General features: G+C 34.1%; 15 protein-coding genes. 7 read left to right on the top strand and 8 right to left on the bottom strand.

Annotated features, from left to right (window positions below):
• Positions 1-27 precede the first annotated feature (27 nt).
• From OLM53_RS11795 to OLM53_RS11815, 5 genes are all read right to left on the bottom strand, one after another.
• On the bottom strand, positions 28-1,863 hold the full coding sequence (locus OLM53_RS11795; protein WP_264520434.1) for a glycoside hydrolase family 13 protein: 1,836 nt from the start codon (positions 1,861-1,863) through the stop codon (positions 28-30).
• A 57-nt stretch (positions 1,864-1,920) separates the two neighbouring features.
• Positions 1,921-4,224 (bottom strand): glycoside hydrolase family 65 protein, encoded by a 2,304-nt coding sequence (locus OLM53_RS11800; RefSeq protein WP_264520435.1) that lies wholly within the window; start codon positions 4,222-4,224, stop codon positions 1,921-1,923.
• Between the two features lie 25 nt (positions 4,225-4,249).
• Complete coding sequence (gene pgmB, locus OLM53_RS11805) at positions 4,250-4,903, bottom strand: beta-phosphoglucomutase (protein ID WP_264520436.1); 654 nt, start codon at positions 4,901-4,903, stop codon at positions 4,250-4,252.
• Entirely contained in the window at positions 4,904-6,268 is a 1,365-nt protein-coding gene (locus OLM53_RS11810; RefSeq protein ID WP_264520437.1) for an MFS transporter, read from the bottom strand.
• Between the two features lie 467 nt (positions 6,269-6,735).
• Positions 6,736-7,761 (bottom strand): LacI family DNA-binding transcriptional regulator, encoded by a 1,026-nt coding sequence (locus tag OLM53_RS11815; protein WP_264520438.1) that lies wholly within the window; start codon positions 7,759-7,761, stop codon positions 6,736-6,738.
• A 227-nt stretch (positions 7,762-7,988) separates the two neighbouring features.
• On the opposite strand from OLM53_RS11815, the gene OLM53_RS11820 reads away from it, so the two are divergent.
• From OLM53_RS11820 to OLM53_RS11850, 7 genes are all read left to right on the top strand, one after another.
• On the top strand, positions 7,989-11,060 hold the full coding sequence (locus OLM53_RS11820; protein WP_264520439.1) for a SusC/RagA family TonB-linked outer membrane protein: 3,072 nt from the start codon (positions 7,989-7,991) through the stop codon (positions 11,058-11,060).
• A gap of 12 nt (positions 11,061-11,072) precedes the next feature.
• Complete coding sequence (locus tag OLM53_RS11825) at positions 11,073-12,635, top strand: RagB/SusD family nutrient uptake outer membrane protein (RefSeq protein WP_264520440.1); 1,563 nt, start codon at positions 11,073-11,075, stop codon at positions 12,633-12,635.
• Between the two features lie 15 nt (positions 12,636-12,650).
• Positions 12,651-13,811, top strand: a complete 1,161-nt coding sequence (locus OLM53_RS11830; RefSeq protein ID WP_264520441.1) for a SusE domain-containing protein — start codon at positions 12,651-12,653, stop codon at positions 13,809-13,811.
• A 69-nt stretch (positions 13,812-13,880) separates the two neighbouring features.
• Positions 13,881-16,751 carry an alpha-amylase family glycosyl hydrolase gene (locus OLM53_RS11835; protein WP_264520442.1) on the top strand — a complete coding sequence of 957 codons (2,871 nt, stop codon included), beginning with the start codon at positions 13,881-13,883 and terminating at the stop codon, positions 16,749-16,751.
• Between the two features lie 120 nt (positions 16,752-16,871).
• Positions 16,872-19,664, top strand: coding sequence for an AsmA-like C-terminal region-containing protein (locus OLM53_RS11840; protein ID WP_264520443.1), 2,793 nt, complete (start codon positions 16,872-16,874; stop codon positions 19,662-19,664).
• Between the two features lie 41 nt (positions 19,665-19,705).
• Positions 19,706-21,022 carry a hydroxymethylglutaryl-CoA reductase, degradative gene (locus OLM53_RS11845; protein ID WP_264520444.1) on the top strand — a complete coding sequence of 439 codons (1,317 nt, stop codon included), beginning with the start codon at positions 19,706-19,708 and terminating at the stop codon, positions 21,020-21,022.
• Between the two features lie 23 nt (positions 21,023-21,045).
• Positions 21,046-21,960 carry a GYDIA family GHMP kinase gene (locus OLM53_RS11850; protein ID WP_264520445.1) on the top strand — a complete coding sequence of 305 codons (915 nt, stop codon included), beginning with the start codon at positions 21,046-21,048 and terminating at the stop codon, positions 21,958-21,960.
• Between the two features lie 56 nt (positions 21,961-22,016).
• On the opposite strand, the gene OLM53_RS11855 is transcribed toward OLM53_RS11850, so the two are convergent.
• The 3 genes from OLM53_RS11855 to OLM53_RS11865 all read right to left on the bottom strand — a co-directional run bounded on the left by OLM53_RS11855 (position 22,017) and on the right by OLM53_RS11865 (position 25,687).
• Complete coding sequence (locus OLM53_RS11855) at positions 22,017-24,119, bottom strand: peptidylprolyl isomerase (RefSeq protein WP_264520446.1); 2,103 nt, start codon at positions 24,117-24,119, stop codon at positions 22,017-22,019.
• 107 nt (positions 24,120-24,226) lie between these two features.
• Positions 24,227-25,486, bottom strand: a complete 1,260-nt coding sequence (locus tag OLM53_RS11860; RefSeq protein WP_264520447.1) for a hemolysin family protein — start codon at positions 25,484-25,486, stop codon at positions 24,227-24,229.
• A 3-nt stretch (positions 25,487-25,489) separates the two neighbouring features.
• Positions 25,490-25,687 (bottom strand): hypothetical protein, encoded by a 198-nt coding sequence (locus tag OLM53_RS11865; protein ID WP_264520448.1) that lies wholly within the window; start codon positions 25,685-25,687, stop codon positions 25,490-25,492.

The raw sequence follows: 25,687 nt of genomic DNA on the forward strand, positions 1-25,687 counted from the left end.
GCGTCTCTGCGACTTGGCGAGACTTATTTATTTTAATTCCAAAAGCAAAACTGATTTTCCTTCGATGGGAATGTCATTTTTAAAATCTATCATTTTCCCGGTGAAAATGTCTTTTCCTCCTAAATGATTTTGAATATTTTCAGCAAATCGATTGGTTTTGAACGTTTGCTTTTCATTACTGTTATTGATTATCACCATTACGCTTTCGGTTTCATTGTAACGGAAATATACGTATACATTGTTTTCAGGGGCGTAGTGTGTCGTTTTTCCATTATGAATTACTGGGTTTGATTTTCTCCAATTAAATAATTTGGCAGTGAAATCATAGAATTTTTGTTGCTCTTCTGTTCTTCCCCCTTTGGTGAAGGCATTTGTAGCGTCACCATTCCAACCTCCTGGAAAATCTCTTCTAATATCACCATCACCAACTTTTTTACTTCCAGACATCCCAATTTCAGAACCATAATAGAGTTGAGGTATCCCTCGAACCGTAGCAATTAAAGTCATGGCCATTTTATACTTATCAAAATCGTTTTTATAAACTTCGTTAAATCTATCAGTATCATGATTTTCAACAAACACTAGCAAATTATTGCAATTTGGATACAAAAAATCACTAGTAAAACCAGTATAAATGTTAATCATTCCTTTATCCCAAGCATTTTGATTTTCATTAAAGACACCTCCATTAATTGTTTCCTGTAAAGGAAAATCCATAACACTAGGCAAATTGGAATTAAAGCTTTCAATTTCGCCTATTTTACTGTCTTTTTGCCAATAAGCAATATGAGCAGGATTGTGATACCAAACTTCACCAACGATATTGAAATTAGGATATTCATCAGTAATGGCTTTGGTCCATTGAGCGACTCCTATTTTATCTCCATACGGATAGGTGTCTACTCTAAAACCATCTAAATCGGCATATTCAATCCACCAAATAGCATTTTGTATTAAATAATTTAACACTAATGGATTAGACTGATTTAAATCGGGCATCGATTTTACAAACCAGCCATTAGCATATAATTTGGCATCACTTTCTGAAGCATTAGTATCAAATTGCGAGTTCATTCTATAGTTAGTTTGCTTATAGCCTGGAAATTGATGAAACCAATCATAGGTTGGTAAATCGTTCATCATCCAATGTTTGTATCCCCAATGATTCGTAACATAATCCATAATGTTTTTCATGCCACGGCTGTGCAATTCAGCACTCAATCGTAAATAATCTTCATTCGTCCCGAAGCGTGGGTCTATTTTATACAAATCAGATTGTCCGTAAGTATGATAGGAACCTCTTTCGTCGTTGTCTTCACACAATGGCGTTGGCCAAACGGCTGTTGCTCCGAGTTCTTTGATATAATCTAAATTTTTGATAATCCCTTCAATATCGCCTCCATGTCTTCCATTTGGATTGGCTCTGTCTGCTTTTTCAGTAACTGAACTATCGCTATCGTTTTTCGGATTTCCATTGGCGAATCGGTCAGACATAATTAAATAAATCATATCGGAACTGTCGTAGCTTTTTCGGAATTTGGAGTTCGAACGTCTTTGTTTTAACTCATATTTTTGAGTAAACGCTACTTTGCCTTTGTTTTTAAAAATAAAAGTTAGTTCAGAAATAGGTGCGTTTTTAGTGTCAATAGTCACAAAAACATAGTTAGGATTTTCTGTTTTTTGGATGTTATCAATTACAATGTTATTGGAAACAGTAACATCATATTGTGCTATGTTCTTACCATAGAACATCACTTGCACTTTGGATAAATTCATTCCAGAATACCAAAAAGGAGGCTCCACTCTGTCAATTTGAGCAAACCCAGAAATAGAAATCAATAAGAAGAAAAGTATTTTTTTCATTTTGTTATAAATAAAAAACCCTTTCAGAGTTAGTTCCGAAAGGGTTTGGGTTGTTTTTTAAACAGTTACCAAACTATTTGGCTCAACAGAAATTGCGGTGCCATTTACATAAACGGTAATTGGATTTTCACCTTCAAGCACAAACTCAGTGTCGTTTTGATGAACAGCCACTTTTAGGATTTGGTTTCTGAAATTGATTTTGAAGGAATAGCCATTCCAGTCTTTTGGAATTCTTGGTTCGAAATGCAAAGCATCATTTTTGACTCTCATGCCGCCAAAGCCTTCCACAATACTCATCCAGGTTCCAGCCATAGAGGTGATGTGTAAACCTTCTTCTACTTCTTTGTTGTAATCATCTAAATCCAAACGCGATGTTCTTAAATAGAAAGTGTAGGCTTGTTCCATTCTACCTAAAGTGGCAGCTTGTATCGAGTGAACACATGGAGATAATGAACTTTCGTGTACGGTAAACGGTTCGTAAAAATCGAAATGTTTCTGTAATTGTTCTTTGCTGAAATGATCTTCAAAGAAATAGAATCCTTGTAAAGTATCAGCCTGTTTGATGTAAGGTGAGCGCAAGATTCTATCCCATGACCATTTTTGATTGATGGGTCGTAGTGATTTATCTAAATCGTGCACTTTTACTAATTCTTTGTCTAAGAAACCATCTTGTTGTAAATACACATCATGCTCTTCTGAATAAGGGAAGTACATGTGATCAGCCACTTTTTTCCAATGAAGAATTTCTGAAGCATCTAAATTGACTTTGCTCATAATACGAGAAAAATCAGAGCTGTATTCTTTTTCTACTTTATGGATTTGTTCAACGGCATAATCGATACACCATTTGGCCAAATAATTAGTATAGAAGTTGTTGTTTACGTTGTTTTCGTATTCGTTTGGACCTGTAACACCTAAAATCACATATTGATTTTTGTGTGTAGAGAAGGTAGCTCTTTGATGCCAAAAACGAGCAATTCCGATTAAAACTTCTAATCCTTTTTCTGGAATATAAGAGTAATCGCCAGTGAATCGGTAGTAGTTAAAAATAGCAAAAGCTATTGCGCCATTTCTATGAATTTCTTCAAAAGTGATTTCCCATTCGTTGTGACATTCTTCCCCATTCATGGTCACCATTGGGTATAAAGCAGCTCCATTAGTGAACCCTAATTTGCCAGCGTTCTCAATGGCTTTGTCCAATTGATTGTAACGATAAGCCAAAAGATTTCTAGCTACTTGCTGATCTTTGGTTGCCATGTAAAATGGAATACAATACGCTTCAGTATCCCAATATGTAGAACCGCCATATTTTTCGCCCGTAAATCCTTTTGGACCAATATTCAAACGAGAATCTTTTCCTAAATAGGTTTGGTTTAACTGAAAAATATTAAAACGAATACCTTGCTGTGCTTTTACATCGCCCTCTATAGTGATATCGCTCATTTCCCAGATTTTGGCCCAGGCTGCGATTTGATCATTCAATAATTGGTCGTAGCCCAATGCTAGTGCTTTTGCAATAACGTTTTGAGCGGCAGCTTCTGTATTATCGTGATTCATGGATACAGTGTATCCTCCTAATTTTTGAATAGATGCCGTTTGTCCTTTTAATGCGGTAACTTCATAAGTAAATTCTATTTTCTCATTAGAAGAGGCTACATTTGAAGGATAAACTTTTTGATTTACGCCATTTAATAAGATACTATTTTGCATAAAAGTAGTAGCCGTAAAATGGGTTTTAAAAGTTCGTGCTGTAACAAAAGCTTCGTTGCCTATGTTTTTAACGTTTAAAGGTTCCCAGAATTTTTCTTCCCAGTTCGCATCTTCATTATGAACGCCTGCATCAACATAAGGTTTGAAAACTATTTTGGAGTCATGGTTTAAAGGGGTTATTTCGTAATGAATCACACCTACTTCATCTAAATCTAAAGAAAGGAATCGGCGAACGCTTACTGCTATTTGAGTACCGTTTTGTAAAGTGGCTTCAAAAGAACGATTATAAATCCCTTCTTTCATATTCAACTCACGACGGAAGTTTTTTACTTCTTTGCACGAAGCTAAATCTAAGTTTTCGTCATTGATTTCTATGTTGATTCCAATCCAGTTGGGTGCGTTTAACACTTTAGCAAAATATTCTGGATAACCATTTTTCCACCAGCCCACTTTGGTTTTATCTGGATAATAGATTCCGGCTATATAACTTCCTTGAAATGTTTTTCCAGAATAATATTCTTCAAAATTGGCACGTTGCCCCATGGCCCCATTTCCAATGCTGAATAAGCTTTCAGAAGATTTCACTTGGTCTAAGTCAAAACCTTCTTCTATGATTGACCAGTTGTCTGGTTTGATATAGTCTTGATTCATTTAATTTTTCTTTTTTCATTCAATTTTAGTTTATGAAAGCTTCAATGAAGGAAGTGTCCATAAAAGTAAAATCTTTAAAATTGTACTTTGCTTCGTGTAAAATTTTCTCGTCACCAATTCCGATGCTAGTCATATGCGCAATATTAGCCGCTTGTATTCCGGCAACAGAATCTTCAAACACCATGGAATTCTCATTAGACACATTCAATAATTTTGCAGCTCTAACAAAAACTTCTGGATCTGGTTTTGCATTCGTAACATCATTTCCATCTACAATGGCATCAAACAAATGCAAAATTTTTACTTTTTCTAAAATAGGGCGGGCATTTTTACTGGCCGAGCCTAAGGCAATTAATTGTTTTTTTTCTCTAATAAATTCTAAAATATTGAGCACGCCAGGAAGAATTTCTGATTCATCCATATGCTCAATATAAGAGAGGTAATCTTCATTTTTTTGCTTTAGCCATTTGTTTTTGTTTTCTTCTGAAGCTTCAATATTGCCAAGTTTCAAAATAATATCCAAAGAACGAACACGGCTAACTCCTTTTAATTCTTCGTTGTGTTCAGGTGTAAATTCGATTCCTAAATCACTTGCTATTTTTTGCCAAGCTAAAAAATGATATTTAGCCGTGTCAACAATAACCCCGTCCAAATCGAAGATGAATGCTTTTTTTGTCATTTATTTTTGTATTACGTCATCAACATCTTTTACTTTCACCACTAGAGCTGCGGCAATAAGAAAACTAACGCCACTTGTCATTAAGGCATAAATGGCATGGTCATTATAAAGGTATTTCACCAAAGGACCACCAATTAAGGCATTGATAATTTGTGGGATTACGATAAAGAAATTGAAAATTCCCATGTAAACTCCCATTTTCTTTGGAGAAATCGCTCCAGCTAGGATAGCGTATGGCATAGATAAAATACTAGCCCAAGCTACACCAACTCCAATCATGGAAATAATAAGCATTTCTTTATTAGGCATAAAATACATAGAAAGCAACCCTAAACCACCTGCAATTAGCGAAATAGAATGGGTTTTCTTTCTTCCGAATTTCTTAGCAAGGATAGGTAAGAAGAATAAAGCTACTAAGGCAGATACTAAGTTGTATACCCCGAAGATAACCCCAACCCAGTCACCTGCTTCTTGAAAAGCGGGACTTGTGTGATCTTCTACCGATAATCCATAAATGTGTTGAGCTATGGCTGGAGTTGTAAAAACCCACATACCAAAAAGGGCGAACCAAGAAAAGAATTGCACCCAACTTAATTGCCTCATAGTGGTTGGCATTTTACGGAAATCTTCAAAGATGTCCATTAAGCTTGATTTTTTGTCAAGACCTTCTTTTTCAATTGCTTTTTGGTGGGCTTGCTCGTCTTCAAACCTGGCTAATTCTTCAGGAGAATATTCTTTAGTTGAAAACAAAGTAACCATAATAGAGGCAACTAAAACCAGTGCTCCAATAACAAAAGAAACTATCAAATGATGCGGAATTTTACCATTTTCAGAACTGTTGTCAACGTGGAACCAATTGGTTAAGACATAAGGTAACCATGAACCAATTACAGCTCCAAATCCAATAAGTGCTGTTTGAATACTAAATCCTAAAGTTCTTTGGTCAGAACGTAAATTATCTCCAACTAAAGCTCTGAATGGTTCCATAGCGATGTTAAAGGAAGCGTCCATCACCATTAACATTCCAGCACCTACCCAAAGAGCAGGCATGAATGCAATGAAAATATCAGCTTGTGGCATTAAAATCAACCCTACAGAAGCCAATAAGGCACCAGTTAAAAAGAAAGGTTTTCTTCTTCCAAATCTTCCCCAAGTATTGTCGCTGTAATGACCTATGATGGGTTGAACAATTAGTCCCATAAGAGGGGCAATTATCCAAAACCAAGATAATTCATCTACATCAGCACCAAAAGTTTGAAGAATTCGGCTAGCATTAGCATTTTGAAGGGCAAAACCCATCTGGATTCCTAAGAAACCGAAACTCATGTTCCAAATCTCCCAGAAACCTAATTTACGCTTTTCCATTATCGTAATTTAATGATTTATAATACGATAAGCGATATGCTTATCAAAACTTTAATCTATTTTCGAAGTAAAGTATAAGCTTTGATAATTGGCGTAAAGATAATAAAGAATTTAAGTTGAGTTAATTTTAGATAAAAAAAATAACAAAATTGATTACGCAAACGTTTTTTTGTTGATAAATAACACTAGAAAGGCCATTTTACCGATGACTTGTTTCAGATTGTCTTTCCCTTTGGTCTACAGTGTTTCTTGCTTGACGTCACCTGTTGGTTTGATTCGTGGATGCTTCACTGTGTGTGCGTAATGAGTGCATTTTGTATGCGATGTGACTCCGATAAAAAGTATCAAAACATCGCACACACATCGGACACACATCGGACACACATCGCACACATCCCAAACAAAACCCCATGAGAATACCTTCAATAACTATCAGGTTTTTGAAAAAAGATGAAAATGGTGCGTGTTTAAATAGTGGATTCTCTCTCGACTAGTTCGGTTTCGATAACTTCAGTACTGTATTGTTCGTCCTGTTGTTCTTCCTCTTCTGATTCTAGTCTTTCGATAAGCATTTTGGCAGCTTTTCCACCCATTTTTATACCATTTTGACTAACTGTAGTGATGCTTGGCGAAGAGTATTTTGAGATAATACCATCGGTAAACCCGATAATAGAAATGTCTTCTGGAACTTTTTTCCCTATTTTGTTAGCTTCTTTAATGGCGGTTACAGCGAATAATTCATTGACTGCAAAAATGGCTTCTATAGTTTCGTCTTGAAGAAGATTGGCAATGCTATCTTCAAAATTCTCGGTATCTTCTATTTTTACAATAAGGTTTTCATCCACTTTGATGTCGTTGTTTTTTAAGGCTTTAATGTAGCCTTCTGTTCTGAGCTTTCCAACGCTGACATAGTCAATTGTAGTGATTAGCGCTATTTTTTTGAAGCCTTTGTCAATAAGAAATTGCGTGGCGTTAAAAGCAGCTAAACTATCGTCAATGATTACTTTGTCACACAAAATATCATTGGTTACCCTGTCAAACATTACTACGGGCATCCCTTGATTGATGACTTCTAAAATATGGTGAAAATCTTTTTTTTGTTGGGTTTCCTTGGAAAGAGACATGATAAAGCCATCTATACTTCCATTGGCTAACATTTCCATATTGATGACTTCTTTGTCAAAGGATTCATCGGAAAGACAAACTAAAACATTATAGCCATTTTCATTGGCCACATTTTCGACGCCACTAATAACCGTGGCAAAAAAATGATGAATAATTTCAGGAATAATAATACAAATTGTCTTAGTTTTCTTGTTTTTTAAACTTAAGGCAATATTGTTCGGTTTGTAGTTGTATAATTTGGCAAATGCCTGCACTTTTTGACGAGTGTCTTCACTAATTTCTAAGCTGTTTCTTAATGATTTTGAAACGGTAGATATGGATACGTCTAGTTCTCTGGCAATTTGTTTTAAAGTAATCTTTCTTCTCATCATTTGGAATTTGATAAATAGTATTTTCTGAATAAAGATATATGTTATTTTCGATTCTATCAATTTTAGTCATAATTAATTATGTAAATGAAAAAGTTTTCAACACGAAAACGTTTTCGAAACACATTTAACGATAGTTTATTCGCTATGTTCTAATTTTTACATAAATTTAACACTCGAAGTCAAAGTATAAGCACAAAATTATTTTTTTAACCTAAACAAAATGTATGAAAACAATTTACAAAAAGTTGTTATTTTTATTTCTTTTATTACCACTTAGTGTTCTAGCACAGAGCAATCTTAGTGGTGTTGTTGTTGATGAAAAATCAAATCAACCATTACCAGGAGTAAATGTAACCGTTCAAGGCGCAAACCAAAGCACCTCAACAGATTTTGATGGAAAATTCCAATTAAACAAATTAAAAAGTGGTGACAAAATCCTTTTTTCTTTTATTGGATATGAATCAAAAACCGTTAACTATTCAGGACAGAAAGAAATATCTGTCAGTCTTGGGGAAAGCGCAAATCAATTACAAGAAGTAGTAGTTCAAGTGGGGTATGGAACTGCGAGAAAAAAAGATGTTACAGGGGCTGTAACAACTGTTACTTCCAAAGACTTTAACAAAGGAGCTGTTTTAAGTGCTGATCAATTATTGATTGGTAAAGCAGCGGGAGTTAGAATTACTAGTGATGGTGGTCAACCCGATACTGCTCCTAATATTAGAATCAGAGGTATAGGGTCTTTTAATACACAACAAAGCCCATTGATTGTAATTGATAATGTGCCTATTGACAATACTTTGGCCGCAGGTCAGTCTAATCCATTGTCAATGATCAATCCTAATGACATTGAGTCATTTACCATTCTTAAAGATGCTTCAGCTAGTGCTATTTATGGTTCAAGAGCTTCTAATGGGGTAATCATTATTACTACTAAAAAAGGGTCAACTGGTAAACCACAATTTACTTATTCTTCTACGTTCTCCTTTGGTAAAGTGGATAAACTTATTGATGTGATGGATGGACCAACGTATACTAAGTTTATTAATGATACTTTCGGGGTTAGTAATCCAGAGTATGTAGCTAAGCTTGGAATTCCTGATCCTAATTCAACTACAGGAGGACGAATACTTTATAACACGAATTGGCAAAATGAAATTTACAGAGCTACTACAACACAAGACCATAATTTCACTGCAAAAGCAGCTATTTTTGGTGATGTTCCTTTTAGAGCTTCTATAGGGTATAACAAAACGGAAGGTCTGGTTAGAACTAATGATTATTCAAGAATTACAGCAGGTTTAAAATTAACACCAACCTTTTTAGATGGTCACTTGAAAGTGGATGTTAATGCCAAAGGGATAAGTTCTAAAAAGAATGCCATTGATGTGGGTGGTATAATCAGTGCAGCTCTTAATATGGATCCAACTAAACCAGTTTATGGCGATAGTCCAGATAATCGTTTTGCTGGATATTATCAAGAATATGCTCTAATTAATAATCGTTATCAAGTACAAGGTCAAACCAACCCTGTGGCTGCTTTAAATCAAAGATATCGTCCAGAATCGGTAGATAAGTTCTTAGGTAACATTGAATTTGATTATAAAACTCACTTTTTACCTGATTTGCACGTTGTAGTTAATGCAGGTATGGAAACGTCTCAATCTTCTATTAAAGAGATGTATACTGATAATGCAATTAATACTTATAGATTAGATCAAACAGCAACTGCTATTGATCCAGCCACTAATTATGTATTTAATCCAGGGTTGAATTATGCAGAAAGACAAACGGTAATGAATAAAACATTAGATGCTTATTTGTTATATTCAAAAAAACTTACAGGTGCCATTTCAAGATTTGAGGCTCAAGCTGGTCACTCTTTCCAAAGTTTTGTAAATGATGGTAATAAATCTATTTTCCAATATAATACGGTAACAGGACTTAGAGAGCCACAAGTTAATGTACAAAATCCAAACAATAGATATTATGGAAAAATGACATTAGAGTCTTATTTTGGTAGAGCCAATATTGACTTTTTCGATAAATATTTGTTAACAATGACTATAAGAGCGGATGCTTCTTCTCTTTTCCAATCAGATAAAAGATGGGGTTACTTCCCAGCTTTTGGTTTGGCTTGGAAAATGAAAGAAGAAAGCTTCCTCAAAAATTCTACTACTTTTGAGGATTTAAAACTAAGAGTAGGGTATGGTTTAACAGGGAATAGTGATATTAGAGATGCAGTTGTTGGTAACAATGGGAATTATCCTTACACACCAATTTTTATCCCTGGTTCTCCAAATGGGCAATACCTTCCAGGTGTAAACATATACTCTGCTGCTGCTTTTAATCCGAACTTAACGTGGGAAAAAGCGACTACAATAAATACGGCTATCGATTTTAGCTTGTTTAAAGGGGGAAAAGTATCAGGTACTATTGATGCTTATGTTAGAAAATCTACTGATTTATTAGCTATTGTGAATATTGCTCCTGGACAATTTTTAACGAATGCTTTTGTAACTAATGCTGGAGCTATCACTAATAAAGGTATTGAAACTAGTTTGAACGTTAAAATTATCAATTCAGATATTATGAATTGGTCTGTTAATGGAAATTTAACCTATAATATTGGTAAAGTAGATGATGTGAATGGTGCCACCCAAATGCCTGTAAATGGAGGTAACTTGCCAGGAATTGGAAGAACGTTAATCTATAATGCAGTTGGGGAGGAACCAAGATCTGCTTGGGTATTTGAACAAGTGTATGATAGCGCTGGTAAACCAATTCCTAATGTATTTGTAGATAGGAATGGTGATGGTACTGTTGATGATAAAGATAAATATTTTTCAGCTACCATTCCGCACTGGACTTATGGTTTCTCTACTACTTTTAATTATAAAAACTTCGACTTCAATGCAAGTTTTAGAGGACAAATCGGAGGTAGAGTGTATAATAGTGTATTGGCTCAATATGGAACTATTGACAGAGCAAAACCTTTAGTAACATCTAATTTAAATAATGTTTTGAATGATTTACCATTCCAAAATACAAATGGAAACATTTCAACTTCTGATTTTTATCTAGAAAATGCTACTTTCTTACGTTGTGAGAGTGTTTCTTTAGGGTATAAATTTGATAAACTATACAAAGGTTCTTCTTTAAGATTGTACGTTGGAGCAAACAACTTGTTCATCTTAACTAAATATTCAGGACAAGATCCAGAAAACTTTAATGGCATTGATTCTAATTTCTATCCAAGACCTAGAGTGTTCAATATTGGTGTAAACATTGATTTTTAAAAAAAATAAACTATGAAAATAAAATTTAAAATTGCAGGACTTGCATTAACTTTAATGTTAATAAGTTCTTGTTCAAAAGATTTAGACACCAAACCAGTTGTCGAGAGTACTTTTGAAAATTTGTTGCAACAAGATCCTAACGCAGCGAAAGGATTGTTGTCTAGAATGTATGCCACATTTGCTTTGACAGGTGGTAACGGTCCAGGTAGTTCTGATATTCAGGCTAATGATGCCGGTGAAAGCGGTTTTTTAAGAGGGATTATTAATCTAGAAGACTTTTCTGCTGATGATATGAAAAATCGTTGGGGAGATGATGGGCTAGATCAATTAACCACTACTAAAGATTGGACACAAAACAATAAATTCTTCCGTTATTTATTTGACAGAGTTTATTACACAGTACCACAAACGACTAATCTTATTATTGCTTTAAATTCGGTTAACGATCCTAATAAAGCATTATACGTTAGTGAACTACGTTTTTTACGTTCTTTAGCTTATTTCTACATGATAGATTGTTTTGGCAAAGGAGTATTGGTGACTACAGAAAACTATGGTCAATCAGCACCATTGCCAGAAGCTTCAAGAACAGAACTATTCAATTACGTGGAGTCTGAATTATTAGCTATTGAAAATGATTTACCTGCTACTAACGAATATGGTAGAGCAAATAAATCTTGCGCAAGAATGTTATTAGCTAAATTGTATTTGAATGCAGAAGTGTATACTGGTTCAGCTAGATACAACGATGCGTTAACTTATGCTAATAAAGTAATCACTGAAGGAGGGTATTCTTTGGAAACTAATTTCATGAAAAATTTCTCTTCTGATAATAACACTTCATCAGAAATTATATTCCCACTTATTGCTGATGCTGTAACTAGTCAAAGTTATGGTAACACTACTTATTTAGTAAATGGTAATATGAATAATGATACTATGAGTCCAATTTCTCAATTTGGAGCAGCAGATGGTTGGGGTGGACACAGAGCTACTAAAGCTTGGTACGGATTATTTGGAGCAAATGCAACTGATTTAGGGGCTTCTCCTGATATTAGAGCAAGTTTGTTCTGGAGAAATGGTCAAAGTTATGAGATGAACGATTACAAAACTTGGTCAGATGGTTATCCATGTACTAAATTCAGAAATAGTTCTACTACTGGTTCTTGGACACCAACTTCTTTCTCTAGTACTGATTTTCCATTATTTAGATTAGCTGATGCTTATTTAATTTATGCTGAGTGTACTTTAAGAGGAGCTACTGGAGGATCACCTTCACAAGCGTTGACTTATGTACAAGCTATACGCAACAGAGCAAATGCTACTCCAATAACAAGTGCTGACTTGACTTTGGACTTCATTTTAGATGAAAGAGGAAGAGAGTTGAACTTTGAAGGACATAGAAGAACGGATTTAATTCGTTTCGGTAAATTTACTGGAGGAAGTTATTTATGGCCATGGAAAGGTGGAGTTCAAACTGGAACTGCAATTCCAGCAACTTATAACTTATTCCCATTACCGTTTACAGCTTTAAGTTCAAACCCTAATTTAACTCAAAACCCAGGTTATAATTAATAATAATATATAATTATGAAAAATTTAATTAAAAAAATATTTTTAGTAACCTTCATTACGGTTGGACTAGTTTCTTGTTCAAAGGACAGTTTAGACCCGGTTGCTAAACAAAGTGGTGATTTTGTTTTATCAGCACCCGTTGATGGAACTTATGCCTTAAATGCTACTAATGCTTCTGACGAAGTATTTCTTGTAAAGTGGACTTCTGCAGATTATGGGTACCAAGCTTCAGTAAACTACAGACTAGAAGCTGTTCAAGCTTCTGGAACTTTTGCTGCAACAGGTAATGCCTCTTTTGATTTAGGTAATTTTAATTCTGAAGCAGGTAAATCATTCGAAAAGTCGGTTACAGTAAGACAATTTAACACACTTTTATTGTTGGCTAATGGTTCTATAGGATCTTCTGCAAGCTATAAAATAAGAATTGTTGGTAAAGTAAATGACCAATTATCTACATCCTCAAATAATTTAGCTGAGGCAATGTCTCAAGAAGCAACTGTCACTGCAACAGCATACGATGCATTTGATGAATATCAAAGAATCTATGTTCCTGGTAATTATGGAGGAAATAGTACTTTTGCTGATTGGGATCCAGCTAATGCTCCTAAATTATTCTCTAAAGCTGGGGATGATAAATATGAAGGTTTTGTATGGATGAATAACCCTGCACCTGAATTCAAATTTACTTATGATACTACATGGAATAATGATAAAGGGGATACTACAGAAAACCCTAATTCATTTGCAACATTAGTTCATTCAGGAGGTAAAAACATTAAACCAGGTGGTGCAGGAACTTATTTCATGACCGTGGATTGGAATGCAAATACTTATTCTGTAGGAGCTAGACAAATTGCTATCATTGGTGCTGCAACTCCTAATGGATGGGGCACACCAACTTATTTGACTTTTGATACTAATCCAGCATCCCCATATTTCAGAATGTACACTATTGATTTGACATTAGCTCAAGACGAATTCTTAATTCGTACTAAAGATGACTGGTCTGAAAAATTGGGCTCTACACAAACAGCTACAGAAACATTACAAGCTACTTCTGCTAACAAAATTAAATTTGGCGGACAAAATATGAAAGTTCCTGCTGCAGGAAATTACAAAGTAGTATTGGATGTTAGAAATGCTGCTAACTATAATTTGCGTTTAATACCAAATTAATTAATTCAAGTAAACCATAAAACTATTTCCCGTCACTAGCTGGCGGGAATGTTTTTTTAAAAAAAGAATATGAAAAAGATATTTTTATTACTATTATTCTCAGCTTTTGCTTCACAAGCACAGCTTCAGACTATTACTCCAACGGTGTCGCCAAACCCTTTTGAGAGAAATCAGCAAATTACTATCACAGTTCAAGGGAGTCAAATAAATGAGGCTACCTGGGGAGTAACAGGTAATGCACTTTATTTATGGGCTTGGATGCAAGATGCTAATGGCAATTACATAGCAGATTGTCCTACCAATGGAACTTGGACAGCTTCATCAGAAGCCAATAGGTTAACTTATAATTCAGGGAATGATACCTACACCATAACTTTTGTCCCTCAAACATTTTATAACAATACCGTTTTTGGGAGAATGGGTTTTCTTGTAAAAGCAAAAGATGGTACTAATAAACAAACCAACGATAATATTTTTAATGTTGGTGCTTTCCAAATGTCTTTAGTATCACCTGTTGAAAATAGTTTTACCATATTATCTGCTAGTACTAATGCAAGTATTGTTGCCTCTAACACAGGAGGTGCAGCCTCTTACGTTTTAAAAGCAAATGGTGTTACTATAAGTGGACCAACTTCTACAACATTCTTTACTGCGGGACCTTTAGTATCTCAAAATACTGTTTTTACAGTGGAATGTACTCAAGGGGCAACTACCATTGTAAAGAAATTTACATACCTATTTAATCCAGGTACCATTTCACAAGCACTTCCTTCTGGAGTTGCCGATGATGGAATAACTTATAATTCTGGTGATGCTACAAAAGCTACATTGGTATTAGATGCTCCAAATAAAGATTTTGTTTATGTTGCGGGTAGTTTTAATAACTGGTTTCCTACTGCTGCATATGCTATGAAAAAGGATCCTACAACAGGCAAGTTTTGGCTTGAGCTAACAGGTTTAACTTCGGGACAAATATATACTTATCAATATTGGGTTTGTAAAACAACTCCAACGATAACTAATTCACCTAAAGTGGTAAAAACAGCTGATCCATATTCAACATTAGTATTGTCACCATTTGACGACCCTTATATACCAGCTACTAAATATCCTAATTTACCAGCTTATCCAACGGGTCAAGAAAAAGAAGTTACTGTTCTACAAACTGGACAAACACCTTATAACTGGACTGTTACCAATTTTACAAAGCCAGCCAAAGAAAATTTAGTAATCTATGAAGTTCTAGTTAGAGATTTTGATGCTGACAGAAGCTATCAAAGTCTGATAGATAGAATGGATTATTTTAAAAATTTAAAAGTTAATGCTATTGAATTAATGCCAGTTATGGAGTATGAAGGCAATGAAGGTTGGGGTTATAATCCATCATTTCATTTGGCAGCCGATAAATTCTATGGACCAGCTAATAAGCTTAAAGAGTTTGTAGATTTATGTCACCAAAACGGCATTGCAGTGGTATTAGATGTTGCTTTAAATCATGCTTTCGGTAGAAACCCAATGGTTAGAATGTGGATGGTTGATGCTGATGGAGATGGTTTTGGAGATCCAAGTTCTGAAAATCCTTATTTCAATACGGTAGCTACTCACAGTTATGGTGTTGGAAATGATTTTAATCACTCTTCAGCAAGAACAAAATACTATACTAAAAGAGTCATTAAACAATGGATTCAAGAATTTAAAATTGACGGTTTACGTTGGGATTTAACTAAAGGATTTACTCAAAATTGTACAGGAAGTGATGCTTGTACAAATTCATATCAACAAGATAGAGTGGATGTCCTAAAAGAATATGCTGATTATTCATGGTCACTTGACCCAACACATTATACTATTTTTGAACACTTAGGAGTGGATTCAGAAGAGCAACAATGGGCTAATTATAGAATTGCTGAAACACCAAGTAAAGGAGTGATGCTTTGGGGTAAAATGACTGATCAGTACAATCAGTTAACTATGGGATATAATTCAAGTAATGATATTTCTAGAATGTCAAGTTCAAGCAGAGGTTTTACCAATAAAAGATTAGTTGGATATGCCGAAAGTCATGACGAAGAAAGATTGATGTATAAAAATGTTACTTTCGGAAGTACAGTTAATGCTGCACACAATGTAACCAACTTAAACACTGCATTATCAAGAATGTCAGCTCTTGGAGCTGTTACCTTACTTGTTCCTGGACCAAAAATGATTTGGGGTTTTGGAGATTTAGGTAATGATGAGTCTATTTTTACTTGTAATAATGGAACGATAAACACTGCCTCTGATGCTACTTCAGGTGATTGTAGATTGGATACAAAAATTCAAAATCAATGGACTAGCAATTGGTTAGGAAATACTAACAGAAGCCAAATTTATAACGATTGGGCAAAAATGATTGATTTGAAAAAGAATAACTCTGTTTTTTCAGCCAATTCAAGTATAACTTCTGGAACTACTTTACAACCTAAAATCTATATTTGGGATGATACATTGCCAACTACTACTTTAAAAAATGTAGTTGTATTATCTAATTTTGATGTAACAGCTCAAAATGTTGTGCCTAATTTTCCTTATACAGGAACTTGGTATGACTTGATGACCAATACTCCAATATCAGTATCAAATGCATCAGCACCTATCAATATTGCTGCAGGACAATACAAAATATACGGAAATCAACCAGCAGCTTTGGCATCTAATGAATTTGAAATGGTTAGTAATTTAAAATTGTCTCCTAATCCTACCTCAGGATTGTTCACCATAAGCGGACAAGTTGCTAAAGTTCAAGTGTATTCTATTACTGGACAAATGGTAAAATCTTTTGAAAATATTTCTTCAGACAACTATCCATTTGATATTAATGATTTAAGTAAAGGAGTATACTTAGTGAAAGCTATAGATATGAATAACAACTCAAAAACTTTGAAATTAATTAAACAATAAGGTTAGATTAGTAAGTATAATTAATTTTTTAAAAGCCACGTCTTTAAAAACGTGGCTTTTTGCTTTTACAAAGTAGAATTTAAATTTTTTTCTAAACTTTTGGAATACTATTTTTGTGGCATGAAAAATGTGATTATCAGAATTTTAAAAATCTCCGGAATTTCATTGGGCTTTATTTTAGCTTTGCTATTTATATTGCCAATGCTTTTTCCAGGTAAAATTGCTGAAGAAGTAAAATCATTTGCCAATCAAAAACTTAATGGCAAGCTTAATTTCAAAGAAGCAAATCTATCATTCTTCAATCATTTTCCATCTTTAACGTTAACCCTTACCGATTTCTCATTAAATGGTTCAGCTCCTTATAAAAACGAAAAATTACTAACGGCAAAAGAAGTAGCTTTTGGAATCAATCTTAAGTCCCTGCTTTTTGATAAACAAGTCAACATCGATAAAATATTTGTTTCTGACGCATTTATCAATGTAAAAGTAAATGAAAAAGGAGAGGCGAATTATAATGTTTATAAATCGGATGCTAAAACCACCGAGAAAGATACCACAAGTACAACCGATTTACGTTTAGAAAAAATAGCTATCGAGAATACGCATTTAGTATACGATGACAAATCAACCAAAATGCTAATCGATGCCAATGGATTCAATTATGTTGGTAATGGCGATTTAGACAAAGCAATATTCGATTTAAACACCGATGCTGATATTGAAGATTTTGATTTTACTTACAATGGAGAACAGTATTTAAAAAACAAAAAAGTTAACGCCAATTTGATTACTAAAATCAATACCCATTCGTTAGCCTTTGTTTTCGAACAAAATAATTTAAAAATCAATAAACTACCTGTAGAGTTCAAAGGGAAATTTAATTTCTTGAGCAATGGGTATGATATGGATTTCAATATCAAATCAGAAGACAGTAAACTTAACGATTTTTTTACTGCATTACCCCCTCATTATGTAACTTGGCTTGACAAATCAAAAGTTAATGGAAGCACCGATTTGCTTTTGACTTTGAAAGGAAAATATATCGCTTCTAAAAATCAAAAACCGGATTTGGCTTTCAATATGAAAATCCGTGATGGATTTATTAATTATAACAATGCTCCTATACCAGCATCGAATATCTTTTTGAATTTTGACACCAAATTGCCTTCTTTAGATACAGAAAAATTACAGGTCAATATTGATTCAATTTTCTTCAATGTTGATAAAGATTATTTCAAAGCGATTATTAAAACGGTTGGACTTTCAAAGCCAAAAATAGCAGCCCGAATTCAATCCAAGATTAATTTAGCAAAAATGAATAAAGCCTTTGGATTTCAAAACATGGATTTGCGTGGTGTCTTGAATATGGACATAAAATCGAATGGAGTTTATGATAAAAAAAACAATAAGATTCCAGTTACCAACGGAAAAGTCTTTTTGAAAAACGGATTCGTAAAAACAATTTACTATCCCAATCCAATTAAAAATATCAATGTTTTAGCTAGCATTTCAGATAAGCTAGGCAATTTAAATGATTTGAAAATCAATATTACACCAGCGTCTTTTGAGTTTGAAGGAAAGCCCATTTATGTCAATGCTAAATTACAGAACTTTGATAATATTAATTATGATATTAAAGCCAAAGGAGAATTGGATGTTGCCAAAATTTATAAAGTATTCTCTCGAAAAGGATTAGATTTAGAGGGCTATATCAATGCTGACGTTACTTTCAAAGGCTCACAAAATGACGCTATGAAAGGGAATTATAAAAACCTTCACAATAGCGGAACATTGAAACTGCGCAATATCAAAACAACATCAGAATATTTGCCAAAGCCATTTCTAATCAAAGACGGAACTTTTGTGTTCCATCAGGATAAAATGAATTTCAATGATTTTGTGGCAACTTACGGTCAGTCCGACTTTAAAATGAACGGGTATTTGCAAAACGTAATCGACTTTGTTTTGACCAACAAAGCCATTCTAAAAGGAAATTTTGCGTTACAATCTAATTATATCAATTGTGACGAATTTATGTCTGCTTCAGCAAGTCAACCACAAACTGCCGTTCCAGATATTCTTAAAGACAATACAAAACCATTAACGCCAGCAGAGACAGGGGTAATTGTTATTCCAAGTAATTTCGATTTGCAATTTCACGCTGTTGCTGATAAAGTTAACTTTCAAGATTTAGCTTTGGAAAAATTAAACGGAAATATGCTTATCAATAATGGGAAACTGATTATGAAGAACAACAGTTTTGATGTCATTGGTTGTAATGTGAAAATGGAAGTTGAGTATGCAAGTGAATCCACAAATAAAGCAGCATTTGATTTCAAAATTTTAGCTAAAGACTTTGACGTAAAAAGAGCTTATAAAGAAGTTAAACTATTCAGAGAAATGGCTTCTGCTGCAGAAAGTGCTGAAGGAATAATCTCTTTAGATTATAAAGTAGCTGGAAAATTAGATGGCAATATGCAGCCGATTTATCCATCACTTATTGGAGGCGGAACACTTTCGGTAAAGGATGTAAAAATGAAAGGGTTTAAGATGTTTGGTGCCGTGAGCAGAAAGACAGGAAGAGAAGCTATAAAAAACCCTGATTTGTCAAAAGTAGATATTAATACTACCATCAAAAATAATATCATAACCATTGAACGATTTAAATTCAAAGTAGCTGGATTCCGTCCAAGAATTGAAGGGCAAACAAGCTTTGATGGCCGATTGAATATCAAAATGCGATTAGGATTACCACCGTTGGGTATTATTGGTATTCCAATGAAAATTACTGGAACCAAAGACAATCCAAAAGTTAGCCTAGGAAGACAAAGCGAAGATTTGAAAGAAACCGAATATGAAGAAGGTCAAGCTCCAATTCAAGGTCCTATAACAACACCTCAAACAACCAATTAATAAACTATATTTGTAGTTGATAAATCTACTTATTATTGACCATGAATAATTCCATTTCGGGCTTTTCAAAATTATCCAAAGAAGAAAAAATCAATTGGATTGCCAAAGAGTATTTTGCTAATTCAACGGAAGCAGTTGCGACAATAAAACAATATTGGAACAATGATGCTCAACTCCAACAATTACATGATGAATTTATAGAAAATACCATTACCAATTTCTATTTGCCTATGGGAATTGCGCCAAATTTTCTGATCAATGGAAAGTATTATTCTGTTCCAATGGTTATTGAAGAAAGTTCGGTTGTAGCTGCAGCTGCAAAATCAGCAAAGTTTTGGAGTACTCGTGGCGGATTTAAAGCAACCGTTTTGAATACGGAGAAAATAGGTCAGGTTCATTTTCTATTCAACGGCGATTCCGTAAAACTGCAACAGTTTTTCAATTCGATTAAAGGAAATTTATTAGCCTCTACGGAAAGCATTACACAAAACATGCAAAAACGAGGTGGTGGAATTACATCATTAGAACTTCGCGATAAAACTTCTGAACTAGAGAATTACTTTCAACTGCATGCAACCTTTGAAACCAAAGACAGCATGGGAGCTAATTTTATTAATTCCTGTTTGGAACAATTAGCTAAATCGTTAAAAGAAGAAGCCCAGAATTATAATGGTTTTACGGAAGAAGAGAGAGATATTGTCATAGTGATGAGTATTCTTTCGAATTATGTTCCCAATTGTATTGTTCGAGTTGAAGTATCTTGTAAAGTAGAAGATTTAGCAGAAAAGAAAATTGAAAATCCAAAAGAGTTTGCCGAGAAATTAGTACAAGCTATTCGTATTGCCGAGATAGAACCTTTCCGCGCTGTTACACACAACAAAGGAATTATGAATGGAGTAGATGCTGTGGTTTTGGCCACAGGAAATGACTTCCGTGCAGTGGAAGCTGGAGTTCATGCTTATGCTTCCCGTGAAGGACACTATTCTAGTTTGTCTCATGCCAAAGTTGAAAACGGAATATTTACTTTTTGGATGGAAATTCCATTAGCTTTAGGAACAGTTGGTGGGCTGACTTCTTTACATCCATTAGTGAAAATGGCTTTGGAAATTTTAGGAAAACCTTCTGCACCAGAATTAATGCAAATTGTAGCTGTTGCGGGATTGGCACAAAACTTTGCTGCTTTGCGTTCGTTAACCACAACCGGAATTCAGGAAGGTCATATGAAAATGCACATTAATAATATTCTGAATCAATATCAAACTACAACAGAAGAGCGAAAGATAATTAGAAATCATTTTGAGAACAATACGATTTCACATGCTTCAGTAGTAGCCTTTATTGAAAATTTAAGAAAGTAGATTTTGAAAGGAGTGCAACTTAAATGAAAAAGACCTTTTACAGCAACGGAAAACTGCTCATCACAGGAGAATATGTAGTGCTGGATGGAGCCAAAGCTTTTGCATTGCCAACAAAGTTTGGTCAAAATCTTATTGTAGAAGAGTCTGAAGGAAATGTAATCCATTGGAAAAGTTATGATAGTGATAAAAGCGTTTGGTTCGAAGATACCATTCCGTTTTCTTCCATTGTCAGGAAAGAGCGTTTTGATGATATCAAAAACATTAAGAATACCTTAATCGAGATTTTGCATGAAGCCTATTTAATCAATTCTGATTTTATTACTGCTGCCAATGGATATACCATTTCAACAGAATTGACCTTCCCGAAACTTTGGGGGTTAGGAACGTCTTCTACATTAATTAATAACATTGCTCAATGGCTCCAAATAGATGCATTTAAGCTACTAAAAAGAAGTTTTGGAGGCAGTGGCTATGATATTGCTTGCGCTCAAAATAACACCCCTATTGTTTATCAATTGATCAACGAAAATCCAGTTGTTGAAATAGTACAATTCAACCCTGACTTTAAAGATAAAATCTTCTTTGTATATCTGAATAAAAAGCAAAATAGCAAAGCCGCTATAGCAACCTATTTAAGTAATCGAGGGAACATTGAAAAAAGCATTCCTATAATAAATGATATTACTAATAAGATAATCGAATCTACTACTGCAAGTGAATTTTCTTTAGCACTGCAACAACACGAGATTGAGATGAGTGCTATTTTAGAACAAGTAACCGCAAAAGAAACGTTGTTTCCCGATTTTGATGGAGTAATCAAAAGTCTTGGTGCGTGGGGTGGTGATTTTGTAATGAGCATTTCCAAAGAAAATCCAATAGAATATTTTAAAGACAAAGGGTTTCAAACCGTCATTCCTTATAGTGAAATGATCTTGTAAGAAACAAAAAATCCTGAAGCATGCTTCAGGATTTTTTTATTTAGGATGAGATGGTATTAATAAAAATCAGCTCTGTTGTCTTTAATGTCAGCATCGTTTTTCAACGCTGGTAAAACTCTTCCAGCATAATTAGCCACTTGAGGTTTTAGTTTGTTGATGTAATCATCATATTTCTTAATTGCTGGGGCTTTAGTAACCACTTTCGTAGCTATTACATATACTCCAGAATTTCCATCAATTGGTTTAGAAAGTTGACCTACTTTAGATGAAAAAGCTAATCCAACAACTTTTGGTTCAAAACCAGCATTTGGTACATTTGGATTTTCAATAGTTAAATCAACAGCATTCATTACAGTAGCTTTGTTGCTAGCTGCAATAGCTGCCAATGAAGAGCCTTTCATTTTAGCAGAGATTAATGCTGCTTTCTTTTTGTTTTTCAAAATTGGCTCTACTTGTGGTCTTGCTTCTTCAGCTGTCATTAAACCTTTTTCAGCAGTACTTTTCACTTTGGCAATTACGTGACCTACGTTCACAATTTCAAAACGTTTTACATCACCAATTTTAGTGTCTTTATCAAAGGCCCATTTTACAATTTGTCTTTGATTGCTGATGGATCCAAAACTTTCATCCACTGCTTTAACTCTAACTGCTGGGTTAGGAGTCAATTTCATTTGTTTTACTAAGGCAGCAAAATCTTTAGTAGCAGCATCCATTTCAAATTTGGTTGCTTGAGTATAAGTTTTGTCATTAGTAGCTTCAGATGGTTGGATTTTTTGAGCAATAGTTGCCAATTTAACAGCATCTTGCTTATCAGTCACTTGAATAATATGATATCCAAATTCCGTTTCTACTAAACCAATTTTTCCAACTGGGTTACTGAAAACAAAATCATTAAATGGTTTTACCATTTGTCCTTGTGAAAAATAGCCTAAATCTCCACCTTGATTTGCTGATGAATCATCAGAGTTAGTCATGGCTAACATCATAAACATACCAGGATTAGCTTGCGCTTGTGCTAACAATCCTTCTGCTTTAGCTTTAGCTTGTTCTTTTGTTCTTTTCTCTTTTTTGTTTGGAACTTTAGTCCCTTCCCAGCTGATAAGAATATGACTTGCTTTTACTCTGGCACCAGCTTTTCTACCTAGTGCTTTTGAAATGCAATAGTAATTGTCTTTCATATAAGGTCCAAAAACTTCACCAACAGGTAAATTAAATAATTGATCAGCGCTAGCTGGTGGCAAATTTTGTTTTGGTATGTAAGTTGAATCAAACGGAACGTCAGAATTTGAGTTTACAAAATCTGCATTGTTAGTTGCCGATTTAAATCCAGGAATAGTATCGTTTTTACCTGTTTCTTTATTGTAACGAACGCTTGGCAATAATAAGGCATCAACGTTTTTCTTAATTTCAGCTTCATCTTGTGCCGATGGTTTCTCAGCAATTAAAACATAATCCAACTCACGTGATTCTTCTGATTTGAATTTTTTCTCTTTCGTTTTCATGTAAGCAACAATTTCATCATCCGTTACTTTTACATCGCTGTCTTTTATAGAGGAATAAGGAACAGAAACAAAATCAAAACTTACTTTGTTAGTTTCAGCTTCATATTTAAATTTACCTTCTGTTTGTGTAGTGTACATGGCGCCTTTTACCAATGAATTATAAATTTGGTATTTGGCATTCAATTCTGCATCTTTCTCTCTGTCTTTCAACATTTGAACACCTTCGGGCGTTGCTTTGAAATATTCTTTGAATTTGTTCAAATCAAATTTACCAGCTGCATTCAAAAACATTTGGTTTTGTCCAATATTAGGATCAGATTTGAATATTTCTAAAATATGTTTTTCACCAACACGAATTCCTAATTTTTCAAATTCTTCCGTTAGCAAAGCAATATTTACTTCTTGACTCCAAACTTGGTTTGAAGCTTGCATAGCAGTCATGTTTTGACCTTGGCCTTGACTGTTTTTTTCTGTATTTGCTACTTTTACTCTAAATTCTTCAAAAGAAATATCTTTTCCATTTATGCTTCCTACGTCTTTGGATAAACTTTTAAAACCTTTGGTGAACAAATCTTGTACAACAAAAGCTAATAATGCAAAACCAATTGCTAATAAAAGTAAACCTGAGCGTTTTCTAATTTTTGATAAAACTGCCATTTCTATTTTTGTTAATTTTATTTCAGTTTGCGAAAATACAATTATATGTGTAATAACAAAACACACACAGCTATAATTTCGTTTAAATGTGGATTTTTTTCGAGAAATTAATCCAATACCGTCATTTTTACTAATTCGATCTTCTTATTCGTAGCTTCTTCAATGATAAATTGGAAGTTACCAATAGTAATTTGATCTCCTTTTTGTGGAATTTCTTTCGAGAAATCAACGATAAATCCACCCAGTGTTCCATAAGAATCACTTTCGGGAATATTGAGTTTATATTCTTCATTAAGATATTCAACATCTAATCGAGTGGAAAATATATAATTCGATTCATCGATCTTGTTTTCAATCAATTCTTCGTCAGAATCGTGTTCGTCTTCAATTTCACCAAACAATTCTTCCACTATATCTTCGATAGTTACAATGCCCGAAGTACCGCCATATTCATCCAAAATAACAGCAACACTTTTACGTTTTTTTGTCAACAAATTCATGGCATCTTTGATCAAAATGGTTTCCGGAACAAATTCGACTGCAATCATAATCGACTTGATACTTCTTGGTTTTTTGAACAACTCAAAGGAATGAACATAGCCTACAATATCATCAAGGGTATTGATATAAACCAAAATTTTAGAATACCCAGTTGCTATAAAAAGTTCTCTCAAATCAACGACAGAACTGTATAAATCAACGGCCACTAATTCCGTTCGAGGAGTCATGATGTCTCGTGCTTTTACTCCAGAAAATTCAAGCGCATTTTGAAAAATCTGTATTTCAGAATCTACTGTTTCATGGTCTTGCACAGCATTCATTTGCTCAGAAATATAATTTCCTAATTCGATTTTACTAAATGACAAATTAATTTGATCTCCTTCAGTTTTGAAAAATTTGCGCAAAACATAATCGGAAATCCAAATCATAAATGAGGAAATATAATAGAAAAGTTTATAGAAGAAATAAGCCGGCAAAGCAAAAAACTTCATAAAGCTATTGGCATAAATCTGAAAAAAAACTTTCGGCAAAAATTCAGAGGTCATCAAAACGATTAAAGTAGAAATCGTAGTTTGTAAAAGTAAATTGGATAAATCCGAAAATTTGTATCCAAAGGTAGCAAACCAGTGCATCAACAAATCACCCATAAAAAAACCATAAACGACCATGGACACATTGTTGCCAACAAGCATCGTAGCAATAAATTTGGAAGGTTTTTGGGTAAGTTTGGTAAGGATTTTGGAAATAAAATCGTCTTGTTTTTTTTCAATTTCAAGATAAATTTTATTGGAGGAAACAAAAGCAATCTCCATTCCAGAGAAAAATGCGGAAAGTATCAAGCATAGGATGATGATTCCGATTTCCATGGGTTAAGGTTTTTTAGTGCGATCCTGAAATTTTTTATTAAAATTCCTTCTGAAGAAAAACATAAAAATTCCCACTACAGCAAAGGCACCGCTTATGTAGGCCTTATTGGTTTCGCCTGCTTGATAATTTTGAAAAGCATCAACAGCAAATAGAATTCCAGCAAGTAAGTAAGCGTAAACAGTAAATTTTAAATAGGTCAT

The organism is Flavobacterium sp. N1994 (genome assembly GCF_025947145.1).
GTDB lineage: Bacteria > Bacteroidota > Bacteroidia > Flavobacteriales > Flavobacteriaceae > Flavobacterium.

Coding starts and splice junctions, on each gene's coding strand:
- OLM53_RS11810 (WP_264520437.1), bottom strand. CDS start 6,268: ATGGAAAAGCGTAAATTAGGTTTCTGGGAGATTTGGAACATGAGTTTC.
- pgmB (WP_264520436.1), bottom strand. CDS start 4,903: ATGACAAAAAAAGCATTCATCTTCGATTTGGACGGGGTTATTGTTGAC.
- OLM53_RS11820 (WP_264520439.1), top strand. CDS start 7,989: ATGAAAACAATTTACAAAAAGTTGTTATTTTTATTTCTTTTATTACCA.
- OLM53_RS11845 (WP_264520444.1), top strand. CDS start 19,706: ATGAATAATTCCATTTCGGGCTTTTCAAAATTATCCAAAGAAGAAAAA.
- OLM53_RS11795 (WP_264520434.1), bottom strand. CDS start 1,863: ATGAAAAAAATACTTTTCTTCTTATTGATTTCTATTTCTGGGTTTGCT.
- OLM53_RS11830 (WP_264520441.1), top strand. CDS start 12,651: ATGAAAAATTTAATTAAAAAAATATTTTTAGTAACCTTCATTACGGTT.
- OLM53_RS11825 (WP_264520440.1), top strand. CDS start 11,073: ATGAAAATAAAATTTAAAATTGCAGGACTTGCATTAACTTTAATGTTA.
- OLM53_RS11815 (WP_264520438.1), bottom strand. CDS start 7,761: ATGAGAAGAAAGATTACTTTAAAACAAATTGCCAGAGAACTAGACGTA.
- OLM53_RS11800 (WP_264520435.1), bottom strand. CDS start 4,224: ATGAATCAAGACTATATCAAACCAGACAACTGGTCAATCATAGAAGAA.
- OLM53_RS11860 (WP_264520447.1), bottom strand. CDS start 25,486: ATGGAAATCGGAATCATCATCCTATGCTTGATACTTTCCGCATTTTTC.
- OLM53_RS11840 (WP_264520443.1), top strand. CDS start 16,872: ATGAAAAATGTGATTATCAGAATTTTAAAAATCTCCGGAATTTCATTG.
- OLM53_RS11865 (WP_264520448.1), bottom strand. CDS start 25,687: ATGACCTATTTAAAATTTACTGTTTACGCTTACTTACTTGCTGGAATT.
- OLM53_RS11835 (WP_264520442.1), top strand. CDS start 13,881: ATGAAAAAGATATTTTTATTACTATTATTCTCAGCTTTTGCTTCACAA.
- OLM53_RS11855 (WP_264520446.1), bottom strand. CDS start 24,119: ATGGCAGTTTTATCAAAAATTAGAAAACGCTCAGGTTTACTTTTATTA.
- OLM53_RS11850 (WP_264520445.1), top strand. CDS start 21,046: ATGAAAAAGACCTTTTACAGCAACGGAAAACTGCTCATCACAGGAGAA.